Source organism: Opacimonas viscosa (assembly GCF_024199005.1).
GTDB classification, from domain to species: domain Bacteria; phylum Pseudomonadota; class Gammaproteobacteria; order Enterobacterales; family Alteromonadaceae; genus Opacimonas; species Opacimonas viscosa.
Map to the genome: position 1 here is coordinate 77,636 of NZ_JANATA010000012.1, position 19,526 is coordinate 97,161.

A 19,526-nucleotide genomic window follows, 5' to 3' on the forward strand; every position below is an offset into this window, starting at 1 on the left:
ACCCTTGAGTGAGTAGATAGTATGTAAGTATCATTTGGGTTGGTATTTAACGTCGTCTGTTTTCAATTAATGCTAATTGAAAACAGACGACAACCAATGGTTGCGTTGTTCAGCTCGTTTGTCAGACACCGCCCAAACATATATTTTATCATCTTGACTGAAAATACCCATAGCATAACAATCGCCATCTGTGCGAGGACGCCAAAATTCAGATTCAAGCAACTTTGGATAAATGAGTTCTGCTGGTTTATCTATTTGCATCACCCAATCCTGTGCTTGAATATAAGGTGCTTGTAATAAAGACTCTGACGAGTGCAAACAAGCGTCTTGAAGTAAATTAATAATGTGCATCGGTGTTACTGCATGTTCTATGCTTAATGGGTACGGCCAATCTTTGAGGATGCTCGCCGTGCTCAAAGCCGCTTCAGTACTAGGCAGTATTGGCGTCTCAAAGCGAGGTAAATTACCTAGTGAGGACTGACTGGGTTGTTTGGTCAATACCTTGTGTGGAGCGAGGGTTCTAGACAGTGAAAGTTGTTGAGCTTCTTGCTCGAATTTTTCTGTGAGTAAAAGTTGGATGGCTAAAGGATATTTATCATCAACTTGCTCTGTCATGACTGACATTGACCACTCATCTTGAATCGTATTACTCAGTGTTTGCCCAAGATACTCCCAATCTGTCCGGGTGGTTCTGATGGCAAATTTTTGATTCTGAATCAAATGTTCCTCGATCCACAATTCTGGAAACTGTTTGCGCCAACGAGCTAAATTGTCCAAACAAAAGCGGTGTAGTTCAACAGGTAACCACCAGGATAAGAGCTGTACATGACTACGTTCAAAGTTGTACAGTTTTGGGTAATATGAATCAAGGGGAGGGGTAAAGGTTGTCCGTGTTGATGTGATGGCTTGGGCCGGATCCAAAGTATCAATACTGCGTATTTCTTGTAAACTTTGTACAAGTAAATCTTCAGATATTCCTGAGGTATAGAGGTGGATCAACTCAGGTCTATAATATTGTCTCTTGTAGGATTGAACGTCCTTTAAACTAAGATGCACAATGGTGTCAGTATAACCACCCCAATGGTAATATTTGTGCAAACGGCTATCATCTCGCCACATTCTGATCATATTTTGATATTCAGGTTGGGCTTCAAGAAAAGTGAGTTCTTGAAAAATCACGCCGTCTCGTTCTTGCGCGATCGTCATGTCACCGTATTCTAGGTTTTGTAAGCCGGCATACAAGTAATGAATGAGCTTGGCTAATGTTTCTGAGTCTGGTGCAGTCGCATAAAACAGCGATTCATTATTACGACTAGTGGCATTAATTTTACATGCCGTTAATGTAGTCAGCGCAAAGAGGTTATGAGCTTCTGGAAAAGCAGCAGACGTCCGAAACACCAGATGTTCACACAGATGTGCTACACCAGAGTCATCCACAGTGGGAGTAGGCACCACAAACAAGGCACAAACATAATCACTGTTTACTGCGGTCCAATGTAAACCGTTTTCGAGATTTTTACGGAAACCATGTGGCTTCATTCATTTATCTTATCAGGCTGAATAGTCGTTGTTATAGAGTCTAGCACAGCAATGGGTATTTCGGTTTTTGGATCGCGATAAAAAAGTGGTTGTTTACTTGGATTTTTGTCATTAATAATATCCGCTAACAAATGATGATGGGGGGATTTATCACATACTGGATCGGTATTATGCATATCTCCGGTCAGCATATATGCCTGACACCGGCAGCCACCAAAGTCTTTTTCTTTCTCATCACAGTCTTGGCAAGGTTTAGGTAACCAATCCAGTCCTCTGAATTTATTAAAAGAAAAGTCATCATGCCAGATCTCTTGTAGCGATTTTTCTTTTACATTGGGGAAGGTCAATGGCAGGATTTTAGCACTATGACAAGGGAGCGCAGAACCATCCGGTGTAACCGTTAAAAATGTTGAACCCCAACCATTCATACACGCTTTAGGACGTGTCTCATAGTAATCCGGAGTCACAAAAATAAACTTTGGCCCAGCACTATTGTGTTGTTCGCGCCATACATTGACCTTACTTTCTGCCCGTTCAAGTTGGTCTTTACTGGGTAACAGATGATCGCGATTTAAATGTGCCCAGCCGTAGTATTGGACAGTGGCCAATTCTACAAAGTCCCCCTTAAGTGCTTGACTAAGTTCTAATACTTCATCAATCGCATCAATATTCTGGGCCGTTAAACAGAAATTTAACACCATAGGGTAGTCATATTGCTTGATGAGTTTCGCAATGTGTAATTTTTGACTAAATGAATGACGTTTGTTCCCAATGAGATCATTGGCGTCAGCATTAGCAGCTTGAAAACTCAACTGGATATGGTCTAACCCTGCTTCTTTTAATGCCTTGATACGTTTTTCAGTCAAGCCTATCCCCGATGTAATAAGATTGGTATAAAACCCTAAATCACTAGCGTGTTTAACTAACACTTCCAGATCTTTTCGTAACAAGGGTTCACCACCAGAAAAGCCGAGTTGTACAGCCCCCATTTCTCGACCTTGAGTTAACACGTTAAGCCAAGTTTCGGTGTCGCACTCATTTTCTCGAGCGGTCATTTGCACTGGATTTGAACAATACGGACAGTGCAAGGGGCATTCATAAGTCAACTCTGCCAATAGCCACAAGGGGGGACCAGCAGTTGGGGATGTCGGTTTATTAGTTGATGTAGTCACTATCGCTTCACTCACTGCAGATCCATTCTTTACTTTGAGCATGCACCAAAAAATCTAGCACATCTTCGGCTAAGTCATCAGGGGCATCAGGAAATTTCACACGCAAAGCTTGGATAATGTCTTGATCGGATTTTTGACCATCTACTTGTAATAAGATCTCAGCGGCACTAGGGTTTAAATTCACCATGCCTTCTGGGAATAATAACACATAGCTGTCTTGGACTTTTTCAAATTGTAACTTGTACAATTTGTTCATCGTGATTTTGCGCATTACATAAATCCTTTATGACAAATGGACTGGTCAGCAATACCTGAGTAGGGTTTGCGATCAAATTCATAGGCTAAACTAATCGCATCAGCCATGCTCCACAAGACGTCTAATTTAAACTGTAAGATATTCAAAGCACGCTCTTGTTGGCGGCGCGTTTCAAAATGGTCTAAGGTAATTGCCAAGCCATGCTGTACATCTCGACGCGCTTGGTTCAAACGCATCTGAAAATAGCTAAATCCTTCAGGGTCGATCCAATCATAGTGTGTGGGCCAAGTATCTAGTCGGCTTTGGTGAATTTCTGGCGCAAACATTTCAGTTAATGAAGAACAAGCTGCTTCTTCCCATGAAGCGCGTTTGGTGAAGTTGATATATGCACCAACAGCAAACTTCACTCCTGGCAATAATAAACGCTCACTCAAAATATCATCTCGGGTCAACCCTACAGCTTCACCTAAGCGCAGCCAAGCTTCGATTCCGCCTAAGCGTTCATCCCCGATTTCACCATCGTGATCTAAGATGCGTTGGATCCACTTGCGACGTGTTTCCATATCCCAACAATTGGCCATAATCCCGGCATCTTTGACGGGGATCGCAGATTGGTAAAAAAAACGATTTGCGACCCAGCCTTGGATCTGTTCTTTACTGCATTCGCCTTTGTTCATCGCAATATGGAACGGGTGGTAAATATGATAAACCTCACCTTTGGCCCGGAGCTTTTGGGCAAATTCTTCTTTTGTCCAAGGTTGTTGTGTCATCCCATTGTCCTCTAAAATTTAATTTGCATACCGTCGTATGCCATCTCGATGCCGTTTTCACGCAAATATGCATGTGCGGTTGAAGCTTCATTTAACACTGGGTTCGTATTGTTTATATGAATGAGTATTTTACGGGCAATCGGATACTGCTTGAGAAGTGCGATAGCGCCATCGGGTCCGTTGACCGGCATATGACCCATTTGGGTACCTGTTCGATTACTGAATCCTTTTTGGATCATCTCATCATCCAACCACAAGGTGCCATCGAATAAGACACATTCAGCTGCTTTCAACATATCTAACACTAGCGGATTCGCCTGCACACAACCCGGGGCATAAAACAGGTATTTACCCGTGTTTTCATCCACAATTTGTAGGCCGATATTGTTACCCGGTACGACTTTGTCGCGATAGCTCGAATAGGGCGGAGCATTGGATTCTAATACTACTGGATGAAATCTTAACCCTGGCACTTCTGGGACAGTGAATGCGGCACTGTGATCGGTATCGATAGGTCGGCGTTGTAAACCACCATGCCAATGTTTCAGCATAGGGAAAACCGGAAATGCCGTAGTTAAATCTTCATGGACAACATCCGTACAATATACTGGCAGTGGAAGACCTTCACGCAGTGTAAGTAGGCCCGTGGTATGGTCAATTTGGCTGTCGGTTAAAATAATTGATTTGATTGCCGTACCTCGTTGTTGCTGCGGATCATTGGGCCACAACAAGGGAGATTGGTTGATTTGTTGACGAATATCAGGCGAGGCATTAATTAATACCCAGTCATGGCCATTTGCGGATACCGCGATACTTGATTGGGTCCGAGGCATGACGGGTTCTGATTTGGCGCGACAACCGGCACAGTTTTCGCAATGACAATTCCATTGTGGCACACCGCCACCGGCACCAGAGCCTAAAATTAATATATGCATGTGATTATTTTCTCGTTTAAAAAAAGATCTCAGTGGTGCATGTCTATTGCCTAGAAATATGCGTTATCTAGATAAACACATTTTTGCTCAAGTATCATTGCAAGTACATGAATAAAACAAAACACTCCGGAATAAAAAAGGCTGCCAACGGGCAACCTTCTTATGCATGAAAAAATGCTTAGCGATTACTGATGTATAAAGTCACTTCAAAGCCAAGGCGCATTTCTGTGTATTGCGGTTTAGTCCACATAGATTTCTCCAATTAATATTAACGTTGAATTAACAATTCTCACTATACTGAAAATGCTAATAAAAAACATCCTACTTTGTGAGGATAAATTCTCCTCACTTAGCGGGCAAGTACTAAGGCTGTTTTTACTGATTTGTTGCGGCTAAATTTTGCAAAAATTGTATTAGCATTTGTACAGGCCGCCCCGTGGCACTATTACCTTTGCCGTACGTAAAAGCAGAACCAGCAATATCTAAGTGTGCCCAACGATACTGTTCTGTAAATTTGGCCAAAAAACATCCTGCGGTAATCGCACCGGGTGAATTTTGTCCTGAGTTTTGCATATCGGCAAACGGTGAGTCAATAGCAGAGTAATATTCAGGCCATAAAGGCATTTGCCAGACTTTATCATCGGTCTCGGTGCCCGCAGCTATGAGCTGATTGGCCAACCCTTGGTCATTGGCGACTAGTAATGATGCAACACTTCCTAGACTAGTAATAGCCGCTCCGGTGAGTGTGGCAATATCAATGACATAAGCGGGGTTATAACGACCAATGTAAGTGAGTGCATCACATAAGACTAATCGACCTTCGGCGTCTGTACTCATGACTTCTATGGTTTGTCCGGAGAGGCTAGTTAAAATATCACCTGGTCGGTAGGCTTTACCATCTGGCATGTTTTCCACACCGGCAGCCACCCCAATCACGTTAATTGGGAGCTCAAGGGCTGCTAGCGCTTGCATAACGCCTAAAACAACAGCAGCTCCGCACATGTCATAACGCATATTTTCCATACCATCAGCACCTTTTATGCTGATCCCGCCGGTATCAAAGGTGACGCCTTTACCGACTAACACAACGGGAGGAGAAGCAGTTTGTGGCAAGCCCTGATAGTGCATTAATGTCATGATACTTGGTGCGGCGCTACCTTGGCCTACTGCATAATATGCACCCATACCCAAAGTGTTTAAATCATCTGCAAATAAAGCCTCAGCGCTGATTGAGGGATACTGTTGAGCAAGATCCTGTGCTTTTTCCCAAAATGTTGCGGGGGTACAATCATTAGGTGCTTGGTTACTGAGATCCCGTGACAGTTTGAGTCCGGATTGGATATGTACCAGAGAATCTAGCCAATTATCCGCATATAGATGAGGAGCGACATAAAATGTAATCGTCGGACTATTCGGCTTTACTCCCTTCGTTTTATAACGGTCAAAGTGGTATAACTCGGACAAAATTTCCAGGACAAAAATTTGTCGTAAACGCACATTTTCGACCAATTCATCAGGCAACACCCAGTGGATATGCGCAGCTTTTGCTGATTTGATGTCCGGCATGAGTTTGGTGATGTGTTGTTTGCATGAGTAAGGATTAAGTTCCGAGGATGCACCTAGACCATTATACAAAACTTGTTTGATTTGACTGTCAGGAGGACGACGGATAGTCAGTATTTGCTGGTGTTTACCGGTAAATCCTGCATCTGTAATACACATCTGCAACATGTCCTGCGTCGCAGCTGGATAGAGGTCGTCAAGCGCATCAAAATGATTTAGGGTGCACGATACAACCAGTAAATCAATTTCTTGGTTCAAAATTAAATCGTTGAGTGGCGCAAGTTGAAATGCCAAATTGAACTCCTTTGGTACAGTTGCATCTCATATGCTATGTACGCTTAAATAAGACCGTATTCATGACGTGTTCAGGTCAATATTTTATATTAAAACTATCACAACTATAGCAATTTACCTGATATATATTTGACAAATACATTATCTACTCAACACTTAACGCTGAAGGGAAGAATATTATGCCAAGAAGGTTACTGCAAATCATACTGACTTTTGTTACTACAATCGGGTTTATCAGTATTAGTTTTATTGCTATGGGTATGCAAAGTATTACAATGCCAGCAAAACCTGTTACATATTACAGTGATTGTTCGGTGATTAATATCCAACAAACGGACGATCCCTGGTTAACCAAACAAGAAAAAATCGCTTTGAAAAACCGAGCTCTCCTAGATGCTGTCGATGCTAATGCCGAGTGTATTGATGAGGCTTTTGCTCATGGGCAAGCCCAGCAAAATACATTAGCAAAAGGAATGGGCACAAAGACTGGTCAAACAGAGGCTGGTCAAACAGAGAATACCGGACAGGCAAATGGTGCTAATGGCTCAGCCAATTCGTCATCGGCTGATCCCTCTGCGTCTAATCAGCCCACTAATCAAAACCCAGTAACGACGCCATCTGCCAATGGGCAAGGGGCTGCGAATCAAGTGGTGACAGGCAAAAATGCTGGACCTTGTGCATTATATAAGGAATTATTAAATGAAGCATCTTCACCTGAAGAGCAAACTTTTTATCAAGCCGAATTAAAAAAATACGGATGTTCGTAAACCGTAAATGTAAGGAAAAAATATGTCTACAGCACTTCTCTCTCGACGTTTGTGTATTGCTTTATTGGCTACCTTAGTGACGCTAGCAGGTTGTTCATCAACCCAAAATAATAGCGTTGGTCCAGCTAAAGTTGGTCCAGGTGCATACAATCCCCAAGGTACAGCAAACACAACGTATGTGTATAACTCTGATATTTTTCTTGATGTAGCCATTCCGGTATTTGACCCAGGATTACCCAAAGACGAGTACGGAAATCTAGACGATGATGAAATTGTGGAACAAAATATATGGCCACAAGTACGCCGCACTGAAGCCAAGCGCTTTGCCGTTGAAACGAAAAAAGCATTGGCAAAAACCAATTCATTTGGTCGGATTAATGTCACACCAACGACCAATACCAGTGCAGATATGTTTGTGTTGGGTAAGATTGTTGAGTCTGATGTTAAAGAATTAGCTTTGGCTATTACTGTCGTCGACGCCCGCAACAAAGTATGGGGTAGCAAAACCTTTGAGAACGAAGCTTCAGTCGGTTTTTATCGAGACAAAGCGAGACAAAACACCAATCCTCATGAAGCGGTGTTCAAAAAGGTTGCTACTTATGTGCAAAGCCTTGTCGTAAAAAAATCAGACGCTGAAAAACAACGTATTCAAGACGTAGCAGATATTGTTTATGCATCGGTGTATAGCCCTGAAGTATTTGCTGAATATTTAGCAGAAAATAAGCGTACTGGTGAGACTGAATTGTTAGGACTCCCAGATCCTAATAATCCAATGCTGGCACGCATCGCAACGTTGCAAGCTCAAGATGAAATGTTCGTAGATAATTTACAAGACAACTACGATTTGTTTGCGGCGAATACCAAAGAAGCCTATCGGACCTATCAAAAAGAAACATTACCGATTGTTTACAAGATTGAACGTGAACAAACCAAGCGTACAGTCAGTCAAATTGCGACGGTAGGATTTGCAATAGCATCGGTCCTGTTGAGTAAAAACTCACGCTCAACCGCAGGCCAGGTAGGTAGTGCTGTGGCAGGTATTGCCGCGGCTAAAACCTTAGTTGATGCGGTACAAAGTAATGCTGAAATTGCGAAACACCGAGGTTTATTTACAGAAATGGGCAGTAACTTGGACATTGCAGTTTCGCCACAAGTACTAGAATTCAACGAACAAGAAATTGAACTGACGGGTACAGCAGGTGAGCAATACGAGCAATGGAAAGCACACTTATATGAAATATATGCCTTAGAAGCGACGCCTGATAAACAAATTTAATCGGCTTTTAGAGCGGGATATATCCAGTTTACTGTGTACAGGAGCCGCTCCCAAGCCTGTGTTGGAAGTATTTTAAAAAAGGACGTGACAGCGTATATGTCAGAACAGTTAGCACAACAGTTATTGCAGCGCCAAAAAAAGATGCGCATGGTAGCCATGGGCGTGCTCTTGAGCTTTGTACTTATTGCCTTGGGCTATACTGCATCAATCTGGTGGCAACAGCGACTCAATGTTGCACCAACGATGTCGCCGAATCTCGATTCTGCTATGGATACTGAACAAATGCAGCGCAGTATCGAGCAATTATCCCTAGTCGGTGCGACGGATGAGCAAACACGAAAGTTGCTCCAAGCAAACCTTGCACAACTGGATACTGATCTACAAGCCTTAGAGCAAAATGTTGGCCTACAAATGTTTGCAGCTGCTGAGCTAAGCGATTTTCGACTAGCATTAGACCAAGCTTATGCAGCTTATGGTGTGATGGAATATGTTAAAGCTGGGATGCTTTTGGAGGCTTTAGCCATAGAGTTACCTGATCTAGTGACGCGCTGGGAAACCGCATATCTTGGTCGTCATAACCAGGCCCAAGTAGCATACAACACCGCACTACAACTTATTACTGATCCTACAGCACAGACCCAAATGACCCACGCTATTAATATGGCTCAGTTATTAAATACCCAAACCAAAGCGCTCGCTCCGAATTTTGTAGCAGCTGATGCGCTGGCTTCAGATATTGCTGCATTCCCCGAATTTCGAGCTGCCCGCCAGAATTTAGCAGTCGCTGAAGCTGAGAATAATATTGAAAAACAAATACAGGCTTTGCAAAACTTAATTTCAATCAATCCTAATTTGTCTCAAGAAAAAGCAGATCTAGCGCGTTTACAAGGAGAAGTGCGGCAAGCTGAATTTGCTAGGTTGATGGCTGTCGCTTTAGTTGCCTATGACTCTGGTAATACCGATAGTGCATTACAAGCGTTGAATGAGGCAGACAAGACGGTTCCAAATAGTGCAGCGGTGAGTGAACTGAGACAACAAATTAGCACTGAGAATATGGCTAAGTCCCAAGCAAAATTACTCAGACAGATACAAATGACCCAGCAGTTAGATGATTGGCAAACCACTGCATTGTTGGCCCAAAAAGGCGTCCAACAATATCCTAATAATGTTAGCTTGCAAGAGACGTTAACACTGAGTAATACAGTAATGGAGACGCAAAATACATTGCAAAAAATATTAGCTGCTCCTGAGCGCTTGGCGGATGAGAATATTCGTCGTTATGCCAAAGCTCAATTGCAAAATGCTGAGTCTCTTCTAGCGCTGAGCGCCACATTAGCTCAACAAAGCCAGACACTCAATGCCGTGTTAGCGGAACAAACTGCTCCCATCACCATTACAGTTCGCTCTGATAATCGTTCATCTTTGTCGGTACAAGGCGTGGGCAAAATGGGCCAAGTGACGCAAAGAACACTCAACTTAGCTCCAGGTACCTATGTGTTTATTGCCCAAAGACAAGGTTATCAGACCAAGCGACAAACAGTTAAGGTGGTTCCTAATATTGATATTGTGGTGGATTTAGCTTGTGATGAAAGAATATGAGGTGGAGTAAAGTATGAGTATAGATGCCACTTTAGCTAAAAAACAGCGAACAACTCGCAAAGGCATTTTGAGTCTTTGTATTTTGGTGTTGTGCATTGTTGGTGGGTATTTATCCTGGCTCTTACTGGCCAAGGGCCACCAATTAATCATTTACCCTGAAATACAAGCGCCACTGGCAAAGGTTGAGGTCATTCAAGGATCTGCTTGGGCCTGGGATTCTACTGTATATACCGTTGGCGGTGCTGTTGGATTAAGAGTGACAGCGCCAAAGTTTTTACCTGCAACTGTATTTATTGCTCCCGATTCATCCCAGATTATAGAAGTCGTTTTGACGCCTGCGCCGGGTGATATCAAGCTTAGTACACGCCCAGCTTTGGAGGATATGACTTGGTATCAAGGTACCCAAGTCGTCGCCATCGGTTCCTCATACTCACAAAGTCTCGCTCCAGGCGAATATGTATTTACAGCACAGCATCCTTTTTACGAAAGCGCGGCATTTACGGTTTTGAGTGAAAGTTCAGAGCTGACCGAGTGGCTGGAAACACTGAGGCCAGTCCAAGGTCGATTGTCGATAGATAGCCAGATCAAAGACGCTAAAGTGAGTATTACACCAGTTATCCAAGCCATGACGCAAGCGCAAGACAAGGTGGGTGAGTTGGATGATTTAGGGTTACCTATCAGTCTGGACTTACCCGCTGGTGAATATCAAATACAAATTACGCGAACTGGCTACCAAGAGCTCAATGACACCTTGGTGTTGACCCGTTCTGAGCCAACAGTAGATCGTACGTATCTTCTAAGCCCTGAGCAAGTCCCCTTGGAAATAGCTTTAAAGCCTAGTGGTGGTACGTTGTTGGTCGATGGAAAAATGCTCACACAGACCAGTAAGGGGGGACATTCTGCGACAGTCAATACCTTCGTCGATGCCAACCAACCTACTTCGTTTAGATATAGCAAACCAGGGTATTTACCCCAACAAATCACGAAGTCATTTGCTCCAGGAAGCAAAGAAACCATTGCATTGGCGTTGAGTCCTGCACAAGGAGAAGTTGTTTTTACGAGTAATGTTCCTGCGGAAGTTTGGCTGGATTCTCGTTTGTTAGGGATGACTCCTCAACGACTAACACTGCCCACTATAGGTAAAACCGTTACGTTTAAACGCCCTTATTATCGCGATCAAACAATGACATTTACTCCTGAATTTCAACAGTCGATAATCGTCAAAGCTGAACTGCAAACCGAATATTCTGCTCGACGAGCTGCTGGTTTGCCATCGGCGGCCCAGCGGTTGGGAATTGTATTAAAACGCTTTGCACCAGATAACATTACACTGGGTTCTGAGATCAACGAAGCTGGTCGACGCAGTGATGAACATCCTGTCCAAGTAGCCTTTACTAGAGAGATTTTAGTGGGCCAGCATGAGATCACAGAAGCTCAATTTGCTAGCGCTTTACAACAACCATCACTGGTACCTAATGGCCAAGTTACACTTAGTGCGGGAGGCAAAGAGCCGCAAGTGAATGTAACATGGCATCAAGCCGCATTGTATGCCAACTGGTTATCAGCCCAAGACGCATTACCCCCTTTTTATCGCGTACAAAATCAACAAGTCATCGGCACCAACCCTTCTGCAACAGGGTATCGTTTGTTGACTGAGGCGGAATGGGAATGGCTGGCGAAAAAGGCCAATCGCGCAACACCGACCAAATATGTCTGGGGCAATCGAGATAAAGTCGCACGTGATCATGGTAACTTTGCAGATGCCCAACTTAAAGGAACTCAACCATTTTATTTCATGGATTATACCGATCAGCATACAGGTTTAGCGCCGGTCGGTAGTTACAAGGCGGACCGCACTGGGTTGTTTGATTTAGCTGGTAATGCTGCAGAGTGGGTGCATGATCGATATACTCTGGCTCTCCCTGATTTGGAACAGACTCATACTGATTATTTAGGTATGTCTAGGGGACAAAACCATGTGATTAAAGGTGGCTCATATCAAACGGGCAGACTAAAAGAATTGCGCGCAGCGTATCGACAAAATGGGACCGAAGGTAGACCTGATGTGGGATTCAGAATTGCACGTTATGTCGAATAGAGATGAGTAACTCGTACTTATATAGATACAAAATAAAGAGTGTACAGAATATGAAAAAGCCCCAAAATACGTTGATTAAACCGAAACCATGGATTTTTTGGCTAGCTATTATCATAGCTGTTATGGTCGCTGGTTCGGTAACAGCTAGTATTATTATTGGTTTGGATGCACCTGCCGATTTCCCTGTCGATATTTAAAAGGAATTACCATGCAAGAACATTCAAATATGAACCCTAAATGGTGGATATCGTTATTGGTATTTCTAGGCATAGTCACGCTGTTGCAAATGGTGTACGCCGGAGTAATAAGGCCAAATGCAGAGATTGCATTAGCTGCATCAGGCACCGCTGGATTAAGTAGTGTTTATGTCATCCTTAAAGATGTTGAACAACAGTTTTGTTTAAGTTTGATGGTATTTTGTTTGTTTTTGATGGGCTACAAACTTTGGAAACTACTCGGTGCCCAAGATATTTATACTTATGATTTCTTGGAGGATTTTGATAAAAATACTGTACTTGATACCGAACAAGCACTACAACAACTCGAAGCGAGTGCTTATGCCGAAACACCCGCTATGGCGACGTGGATAAACTGTTTACGTCGTTATAAAAATACCCGCAATGTACAACATGCTGCAGATACTATTACCGCTTCGATTGATACCTTAGCGGTGCAGTTAGAATCGGGCAATAATATGATCAAGTATATCATCTGGGCCATCCCAAGCATCGGATTTGTTGGGACTGTGCGTGGTATAGGGCAAGCCCTTACTCAAGCCGACCAAGCATTAGCCGGTGATATCAGTGGAATGACGGCATCACTTGGGGTGGCGTTTAACTCTACGTTAGTGGCGTTATTGATTTCACTGATTTTGATGTTAGTGATGCATGTGGTGAATAATCGTCAAGATATGATGCTGATCAAAACTCAAGAATCATGTGAGAAAAACCTCCTATCTCATTTGCATAATTAGGAACTCCTGTGCCTCGTAAACGTCAAGCTATCGATGGATTTAACCTTGCATTTTTAGATGTCATGGCGTGTGGTTTAGGCGCGATTATTTTGATTTTTATGCTCGTTGATTTTCAATCGTTTGCAGAAACCCCCACCGAGGAATTACAAAAATTAGAGCAGGATTTACAAGCCAATGAAGAACAAGTGACACAACTACAGAAAGCTCTAGATGAAACTAACCGTTTACTTGGTCTAGTCAGCACTCAAAAAGATGAAACTGCACAGTCCATAGCAGATGTAAAAGTGGCACAACAAGCGATTTTCAAGGCGGTGAGTGAGCAACAAGCAGTCGTTGCTGAATTATCTGAAACGCTGGCTGCAATGGCGCCTTTGCCTACACCCTCTGATAACGTTGATTTGCAGGGTACCGGGGAACAAAACTATTTACTCGGTTTAAAAGTAGAAGGGCAGAGTATAGGGATCTTGGTTGATAAAAGTGCTTCGATGATGGCGCCAAAACTCATTGATATTTTCAAATACAAAGCCCAACCAGATCCCGTGAAAGTGACTGCTAAAAAGTGGCAACGCACCCGTCGGGTGTTGACTTGGTTACTGGCCCGCGCTCCGCAGACCTCTACCGTCACTGCTATCGCTTTTAGTGATAGTACATTGACATTGGGCTCTGGCGCGGCGATCCCCGTCAGTGATGCATCTGCTATGCAAAGTATTATTACGGGTATGGCGCAACTCATCCCCCATGGCGGCACTGATTTACAAGCAGGATTAGCGGCTTTGCAACAGGCCGACCCGAAGATCACTGATATCTATATTATCACTGACGGACTGCCAACCTTGGGGCAGTTTACTGGAATGAATCGCTTGTCACGCTGTCAAAGTTTTTTTGGTAATAGCAATACGATCAGTGGTGAGTGTCGGGCAAAACTCTTTGTAGAGACAATTAAAACCGCACCAAGCGTCAAAACCCATGTCATTTTATTACCGTTAGAAGGTGATCCAGAAGCCGCTCAAGCATATTGGGCTTGGGCGAAATCAACCGGGGGCGTAATGATTGCCCCAGCACAGGACTGGCCATGAGAAAAATTCAACGTGCCCCCGTAGAGATTTTTTCATTGAGCTTTCTCGATATTATTTCTTGCGCTTTTGGCGCTGTGGTCATGTTAGTTTTATTAGCCAAGAACGGTGATGAAACCCCACAACGAGGTCCACAAGAGATCAGTACGTTAATCCAAGCGATTGCCCAAGCCCAACAAAACATTGTGAATTTAGAAGGTGGGCTAAACACGCAACAACAAGCACTGGCGGCAGCTGAAAAGCAAGCTGTAGCCAATGACGCTCGAGAAGCTGCGTTAACAAGTGCGATCCCCAAGGCGCAGAAAGTCTTACAACAATTAACTGACCAAGCTCAGTCTCTGCGAGTGGCAATTGCCCAACGCAAGGCTGCGTTAAATACCCCTGTTACTTCGACTCCTGATGCTGAGGTAGGCGGGATCCCTGTAGATGCTGAATATGTTTTGTTTATTATTGATACTTCTGGTTCTATGAAGCAAATTTGGGGTCGAGTACTCAGTATTATTAAAGATATTTTAGATAATCATCCTGAAGTTAAAGGGTTTAACTTCATGTCTGACAATGGTGAATTTTTATACTCAACGTTCAAAGGTAAATGGCTAACTGATTCACCACAACGCCGAAAGACAGTATTTTCTGCAATAGCTAATAATTGGAATGCCAGTACCAATTCCAGCCCCGTCGAAGGCATTGAAACCGCTTTAAATCTTTATGGTTCAGAAACAAAGAACATGGCGATGTATGTCTTTGGGGATGATTATACTGGCGCTTCTTTTGATAAACCCATTGCTCGGATCACCCAAATGAATACAGATCCTCAGTCAGGTGAGGCAAAAATCAGGATCCATGGGATTGGTTTTGACAATAATTCAGGGTTTAAATATGCGACGCTTATGCGTGCTTTGGCACAACAGAACAATGGCAGTTTTATCGGGATTGAGCGATAAGCGGGAAAAATTATAGATAGATTTTTTAACGCTTTTTATGCATATTACTGAATCATTAGACAATTCACTTATTGGAGTTACGATGAATATCGCCCAAGCTATGCAAAACCGTTATGCCACTAAACTTTTTGCTGCGGATAAAAAAGTGTCAGATACCGATTTTGCAGCATTAAAATCGGTGTTGGTAAATGCGCCATCTAGCGTAAATGTACAACCATGGCACTTCATTATTGCCCAAGATGAAGCGGGTAAAAATCGTATTCTAAAAGGGGCCGAAGGAGCTTATGCGTATAATGCGCCGAAAGTAAAAACAGCTTCGCACGTGGTGGTTTTTTGTAGCAAAATCCATATTGATGATGACTATCTTTACGAAGTCCTCGAGCAAGAAGATGCGGATGGTCGTTTTGCTAAAGATCCAAGCTTTAAAAAAACGTATCACGGGGTGCGTTCAATGTTTGTAGATCTGCATCGCTATGAGTTGAAAGACACCCAACACTGGATGGAAAAGCAAACGTATCTAAATTTAGGTGCCTTTTTAACCAGTGCAGCGGCGATGGGTATTGATGCCTTGCCAATGGAAGGGTTTGATTTAAAAGCATTAGACCAAGAGTTTGGTTTGCGTGAACAAAACTTAGCAGCAAATGTCGTCGTGACCTTGGGGTATCGCTCGGCTGATGACTTTAATGCGAGTCTACCAAAATCTCGCTTACCAGAAGAACAATTGTTTACCCAGGCATAACCGCCGGTACATTTTTTGCGCAAAATAAACAGAACATAGTGTAGACTTAAATAAGATTAGTCAGGGGAAATGGTGTATACTGCGCGCCGTTATTTCCCTTGTTATTATTTAGGTTACTACATTGATCACTACCGCAAATATCACCATGCAGTTTGGCGCTAAGCCATTATTCGAAAACATTTCAGCTAAATTTGGTAACGGTAATCGTTACGGCCTTATCGGTGCAAATGGCTGCGGTAAATCTACTTTAATGAAAATCCTCAGTGGTGAACTTACACCTTCGGCAGGAAATGTCTCTATTGCACCCGGCGAAAAACTTGGTGTGTTGAGTCAAAACCAATATGCGTATGAAGAATACTCAGTTATTGATGCAGTGATCATGGGCGATGCAGAGCTATGGGAAATCAAACAAGAACGTGACCGTATCTATAGCTTGCCTGAAATGAGCGAAGAAGATGGTATGAAAGTCGCTGATCTGGAAACTGAGTTTGCCGAAATGGATGGTTATACTGCAGAAAGTCGTGCAGGTGAATTATTGGTGGAAGCGGGAATTCCAGAGGCCAATCACTGGGGTTTGATGTCACAATTACCGCCAGGTCAAAAATTACGTGTTTTGTTGATGCAGGCACTTTTTGCAGAGCCTGATATTTTGTTACTTGATGAGCCGACAAATAACTTGGATATTTACACGATCAACTGGCTAGCAGATGTGCTAAATCAGCGTAAGTGTACCATGATTATTATTTCGCACGACCGTCACTTCTTAAATCAAGTTTGTACGCATATGGCTGACATTGATTATGGTGAGTTGCGTATTTATCCTGGTAACTATGAAGAATACATGGCTGCAGCGGCATTAGTCCAAGAGCAGCTCTTAAATGAAAATAAAAAGAAATCCACTGAAATTGATGAATTAAAAAGTTTTGTTGCACGCTTCTCAGCGAATGCATCAAAAGCTAAGCAGGCTACATCTCGCGCTCGTCGTTTAGAAAAAATTGAGTTAGCCGAAGTGGTTCCTTCTTCGCGTCAGTTTCCATACATTACTTATCAGCAACATAAAAAACTCCATCGTCAGGCTTTGGAACTGACACATGTAGCGCATGGTTTTGAGGGTCAAACATTATTTAAATCGGGTGAGATTTTACTCGAAGCTGGTGCCAAAGTGGCTGTCATAGGTGAGAATGGTGCGGGTAAAACGACTTTTCTCAAGTGTTTGATGAATGAATTAACGGCGAATGAAGGTGTGATTAAATGGTCTGAAAATGCGGCTATTGGGTATTGTCCTCAGGATACGTCCGCCGATTTTGCAGAAGATAAAACATTATTTGATTGGCTATCACAGTGGCGCATGCCAAACCAAGATGATTTGTTTGTTCGCAGTATATTAGGCCGCTTATTATTTACGTCTGATGAAGTCAACAAAAGTGTAAAAGTGTGCTCAGGCGGTGAGAAAAATCGTCTAATGTTTGGCAAGTTAATGATGCAAGAAATTAATGTGTTGATCATGGATGAGCCGACCAACCACATGGATATGGAAGCGATTGAATCTCTGAATAAAGCACTCGCTGCGTTCGATGGAACGTTGATATTTGTGAGTCATGACCGCGAATTCGTATCTTCTTTGGCTGACCATATCATTGAAATCAAAGATGAGAAGCTACATTTCTTCCAAGGTTCTTTTGCAGAATATGCGGATAAGTCCTAAGCGCTTGAGCGCTCCAGCCATGAAATTTCATGGATAATCATAGCAAATTCTCCTGCTTGTTTATCTGTGAGCATCAACCCAATCTGACGCACATCGGCCCATCTTAACGGTGGTGCGTCAGTTATCAAGCGCCCGCGCCAAGTCGCTTTAAAATCAGCTAAAGTAAATTCATAACTCAGGACTTCATTGGACCTTGTTGCAAATGAGACAGCGTAAGATGCTCCGTCAAAGCCTTCATTTGTCCGAAAACGGAGCTGATATTGTTTACCATCCCCTTGGATTTTTATACGAACAATATGCTTATCGGTACGGACATTATCCGGTAGGAGCAAAGGTGCTCTCACTGAAGCAAAACCGCCATTATTGGCTAATGACAAATCACCAGCAAAAGCAAAGTGTCCACTAGATAACATCCCTGACATACTTTGCGAAACGCCGCCCATGACACGATCATCGATACTGCGCCAAGTATTACTGTATTGAGCGAGTGGCATCTGCCAGTTTGCTAGCGCACTTGTTGTCATCATTCCCCCAACACTTAAGCAACAGATAAGAATGCGTAAAAATACTCGACATGATGTTTTTTTGGGCATGGTTTTTATCCGTATAGATATGAATTTTTTTATATGTACTTGATACGGATATGGGAATGGATAGGATTGCTTTTGCCAAGAAAAAGAAATAGTGAAGTAGGCAGCAAATAGCAGTGGTTATATAGGATAGACCACTGCTAGTATTTGTTTGATATCACGAAGTTAAGCTAAATACGCCTCTAATTCTTCGCTGCCGCCAATATGCTTACCACCGATAAACACTTGTGGCACAGTGTCACGACCAGTGATCGCTTTCAATGAAGTCAACGTCGCATCTTGACCTAAGCTAATCTCTTCGAAGTCATACCCTGCTTCGGTGAGTGCTGCTTTTGCCTTGACGCAAAACGGACAGCCGGGTTTGGTAAACACAGAAACTTCTTCTGGTGCTTTAGCATTCGGATCTAAATAGGCCAGCATTGTATCAGCATCAGATACTTCAAACGGGTCACCTGGGACATCTGGCTCAATAAACATTTTTTCGACAACACCGTTGTTGACGAGCATGGAATAACGCCAACTACGCTGCCCAAAACCAATCGCTGATTTATCAACTAAAAAGCCCATTTGCTCTGTGAAATCACCATTACCATCAGGAATAAATGTGATGTTTTCAGCTTCTTGATCGGCTAACCATGCATTCATAACAAATGTATCATTGACAGATACACAGCAAATTTCGTCTACACCCAATGCTGCAAATGTCTTTGCTAACTGGTTATAACGCGGAAGGTGAGTTGAAGAACAGGTAGGGGTAAATGCACCTGGTAAAGAAAAAACAATGACCTTTTTATTGGCAAATAACTCTGCTGTATCAATCGTACTCCAATCATCACCGACTCTAACCGGTAGTGTAAGATGTGGTACAGTAGAACCAGATTTATCTTGGAACTGAGGATTTGACATAAAAACTCCTTTTACAAAATTGAACCTATACTTTAGTAGAGATTTACTGGAATAGCGAGGGATCTTTGCAAACAGAAATTTATAAACTATAAGGTTTTAATATGCATCCAGGCTTACGTCTTATGATTATGTTACTTTGCTTGTTGTTAGCATTAGGTTGTTATTTTGTTGGGGTACCCGCCGGTGGGATGAGTTTTCTTATTTTGGGAGGGATATTTGAGTGTGGCTTTTGGCTCATTGCGTTTGGGCGGCGTAAAAAAAAAGCCACTAACATGAAGTGACCCCAAAAACTTGGACACTTTACTAAGCGGCTTTCAAGGCCTGATT

General features: G+C 42.9%; 19 protein-coding genes. 10 read left to right on the plus strand and 9 right to left on the minus strand.

The genetic code is table 11. The features are described 5' to 3' along the window. Window positions 1–72: 72 nt before the first annotated feature. From NLF92_RS08030 to NLF92_RS08055, 7 genes are all read right to left on the minus strand, one after another. Window positions 73–1,539 carry an insulinase family protein gene (locus tag NLF92_RS08030; RefSeq protein ID WP_254100640.1) on the minus strand — a complete coding sequence of 489 codons (1,467 nt, stop codon included), beginning with the start codon at window positions 1,537–1,539 and terminating at the stop codon, window positions 73–75. Then, window positions 1,536–2,726: a pyrroloquinoline quinone biosynthesis protein PqqE gene (pqqE, locus tag NLF92_RS08035; RefSeq protein ID WP_254100643.1), complete on the minus strand. Its 1,191-nt coding sequence runs from the start codon at window positions 2,724–2,726 to the stop codon at window positions 1,536–1,538. The genes NLF92_RS08030 and pqqE overlap by 4 nt, the downstream gene beginning before the upstream one ends. Then, the gene (gene pqqD, locus NLF92_RS08040; protein WP_254100646.1) at window positions 2,719–2,982 is read right to left on the minus strand and encodes a pyrroloquinoline quinone biosynthesis peptide chaperone PqqD; all 264 of its coding nucleotides are present in this window, start codon (window positions 2,980–2,982) and stop codon (window positions 2,719–2,721) included. The genes pqqE and pqqD overlap by 8 nt, the downstream gene beginning before the upstream one ends. Continuing rightward, window positions 2,982–3,737 carry a pyrroloquinoline-quinone synthase PqqC gene (gene pqqC, locus NLF92_RS08045; RefSeq protein ID WP_254100649.1) on the minus strand — a complete coding sequence of 252 codons (756 nt, stop codon included), beginning with the start codon at window positions 3,735–3,737 and terminating at the stop codon, window positions 2,982–2,984. The genes pqqD and pqqC overlap by 1 nt, the downstream gene beginning before the upstream one ends. Window positions 3,738–3,748: 11 nt before the next feature. Next, window positions 3,749–4,672, minus strand: coding sequence for a pyrroloquinoline quinone biosynthesis protein PqqB (pqqB, locus tag NLF92_RS08050; protein WP_254100652.1), 924 nt, complete (start codon window positions 4,670–4,672; stop codon window positions 3,749–3,751). A 178-nt stretch (window positions 4,673–4,850) separates the two neighbouring features. Then, window positions 4,851–4,922 carry a pyrroloquinoline quinone precursor peptide PqqA gene (pqqA, locus tag NLF92_RS14215; RefSeq protein ID WP_073324441.1) on the minus strand — a complete coding sequence of 24 codons (72 nt, stop codon included), beginning with the start codon at window positions 4,920–4,922 and terminating at the stop codon, window positions 4,851–4,853. A 125-nt stretch (window positions 4,923–5,047) separates the two neighbouring features. Further along, the gene (locus tag NLF92_RS08055) at window positions 5,048–6,529 is read right to left on the minus strand and encodes a leucyl aminopeptidase (protein WP_254100655.1); all 1,482 of its coding nucleotides are present in this window, start codon (window positions 6,527–6,529) and stop codon (window positions 5,048–5,050) included. Between the two features lie 179 nt (window positions 6,530–6,708). Between NLF92_RS08055 and NLF92_RS08060 the strand changes: the two genes are divergently transcribed. From NLF92_RS08060 to NLF92_RS08105, 10 genes are all read left to right on the plus strand, one after another. After that, window positions 6,709–7,296, plus strand: a complete 588-nt coding sequence (locus NLF92_RS08060) for a hypothetical protein (protein ID WP_254100658.1) — start codon at window positions 6,709–6,711, stop codon at window positions 7,294–7,296. 22 nt (window positions 7,297–7,318) lie between these two features. After that, window positions 7,319–8,572: a hypothetical protein gene (locus NLF92_RS08065; RefSeq protein WP_254100661.1), complete on the plus strand. Its 1,254-nt coding sequence runs from the start codon at window positions 7,319–7,321 to the stop codon at window positions 8,570–8,572. 96 nt (window positions 8,573–8,668) lie between these two features. Further along, a complete protein-coding gene (locus NLF92_RS08070; protein WP_254100664.1) occupies window positions 8,669–10,171 on the plus strand; it encodes a tetratricopeptide repeat protein in 1,503 nt (500 codons plus the stop codon). 13 nt (window positions 10,172–10,184) lie between these two features. Next, entirely contained in the window at window positions 10,185–12,269 is a 2,085-nt protein-coding gene (locus tag NLF92_RS08075) for a formylglycine-generating enzyme family protein (protein WP_254100666.1), read from the plus strand. A 50-nt stretch (window positions 12,270–12,319) separates the two neighbouring features. Further along, on the plus strand, window positions 12,320–12,466 hold the full coding sequence (locus NLF92_RS08080) for a hypothetical protein (protein WP_254100668.1): 147 nt from the start codon (window positions 12,320–12,322) through the stop codon (window positions 12,464–12,466). A 5-nt stretch (window positions 12,467–12,471) separates the two neighbouring features. Beyond that, the gene (locus tag NLF92_RS08085) at window positions 12,472–13,242 is read left to right on the plus strand and encodes a MotA/TolQ/ExbB proton channel family protein (protein ID WP_432420216.1); all 771 of its coding nucleotides are present in this window, start codon (window positions 12,472–12,474) and stop codon (window positions 13,240–13,242) included. Window positions 13,243–13,250: 8 nt separating this feature from the next. Then, window positions 13,251–14,318 (plus strand): VWA domain-containing protein, encoded by a 1,068-nt coding sequence (locus NLF92_RS08090; protein ID WP_254100672.1) that lies wholly within the window; start codon window positions 13,251–13,253, stop codon window positions 14,316–14,318. Next, a complete protein-coding gene (locus NLF92_RS08095; protein ID WP_254100674.1) occupies window positions 14,315–15,259 on the plus strand; it encodes a VWA domain-containing protein in 945 nt (314 codons plus the stop codon). The genes NLF92_RS08090 and NLF92_RS08095 overlap by 4 nt, the downstream gene beginning before the upstream one ends. Before the next feature lie 82 nt (window positions 15,260–15,341). After that, on the plus strand, window positions 15,342–15,998 hold the full coding sequence (gene nfsB, locus NLF92_RS08100) for an oxygen-insensitive NAD(P)H nitroreductase (RefSeq protein ID WP_254100676.1): 657 nt from the start codon (window positions 15,342–15,344) through the stop codon (window positions 15,996–15,998). Between the two features lie 121 nt (window positions 15,999–16,119). Beyond that, window positions 16,120–17,703 carry an ABC-F family ATPase gene (locus NLF92_RS08105; protein ID WP_254100678.1) on the plus strand — a complete coding sequence of 528 codons (1,584 nt, stop codon included), beginning with the start codon at window positions 16,120–16,122 and terminating at the stop codon, window positions 17,701–17,703. On the opposite strand, the gene NLF92_RS08110 is transcribed toward NLF92_RS08105, so the two are convergent. Continuing rightward, window positions 17,700–18,296 carry a CIA30 family protein gene (locus NLF92_RS08110; protein WP_254100680.1) on the minus strand — a complete coding sequence of 199 codons (597 nt, stop codon included), beginning with the start codon at window positions 18,294–18,296 and terminating at the stop codon, window positions 17,700–17,702. The genes NLF92_RS08105 and NLF92_RS08110 overlap by 4 nt on opposite strands. 162 nt (window positions 18,297–18,458) lie before the next feature. Further along, complete coding sequence (locus NLF92_RS08115) at window positions 18,459–19,199, minus strand: glutathione peroxidase (protein ID WP_254100681.1); 741 nt, start codon at window positions 19,197–19,199, stop codon at window positions 18,459–18,461. Between the last annotated feature and the right edge of the window lie 327 nt (window positions 19,200–19,526).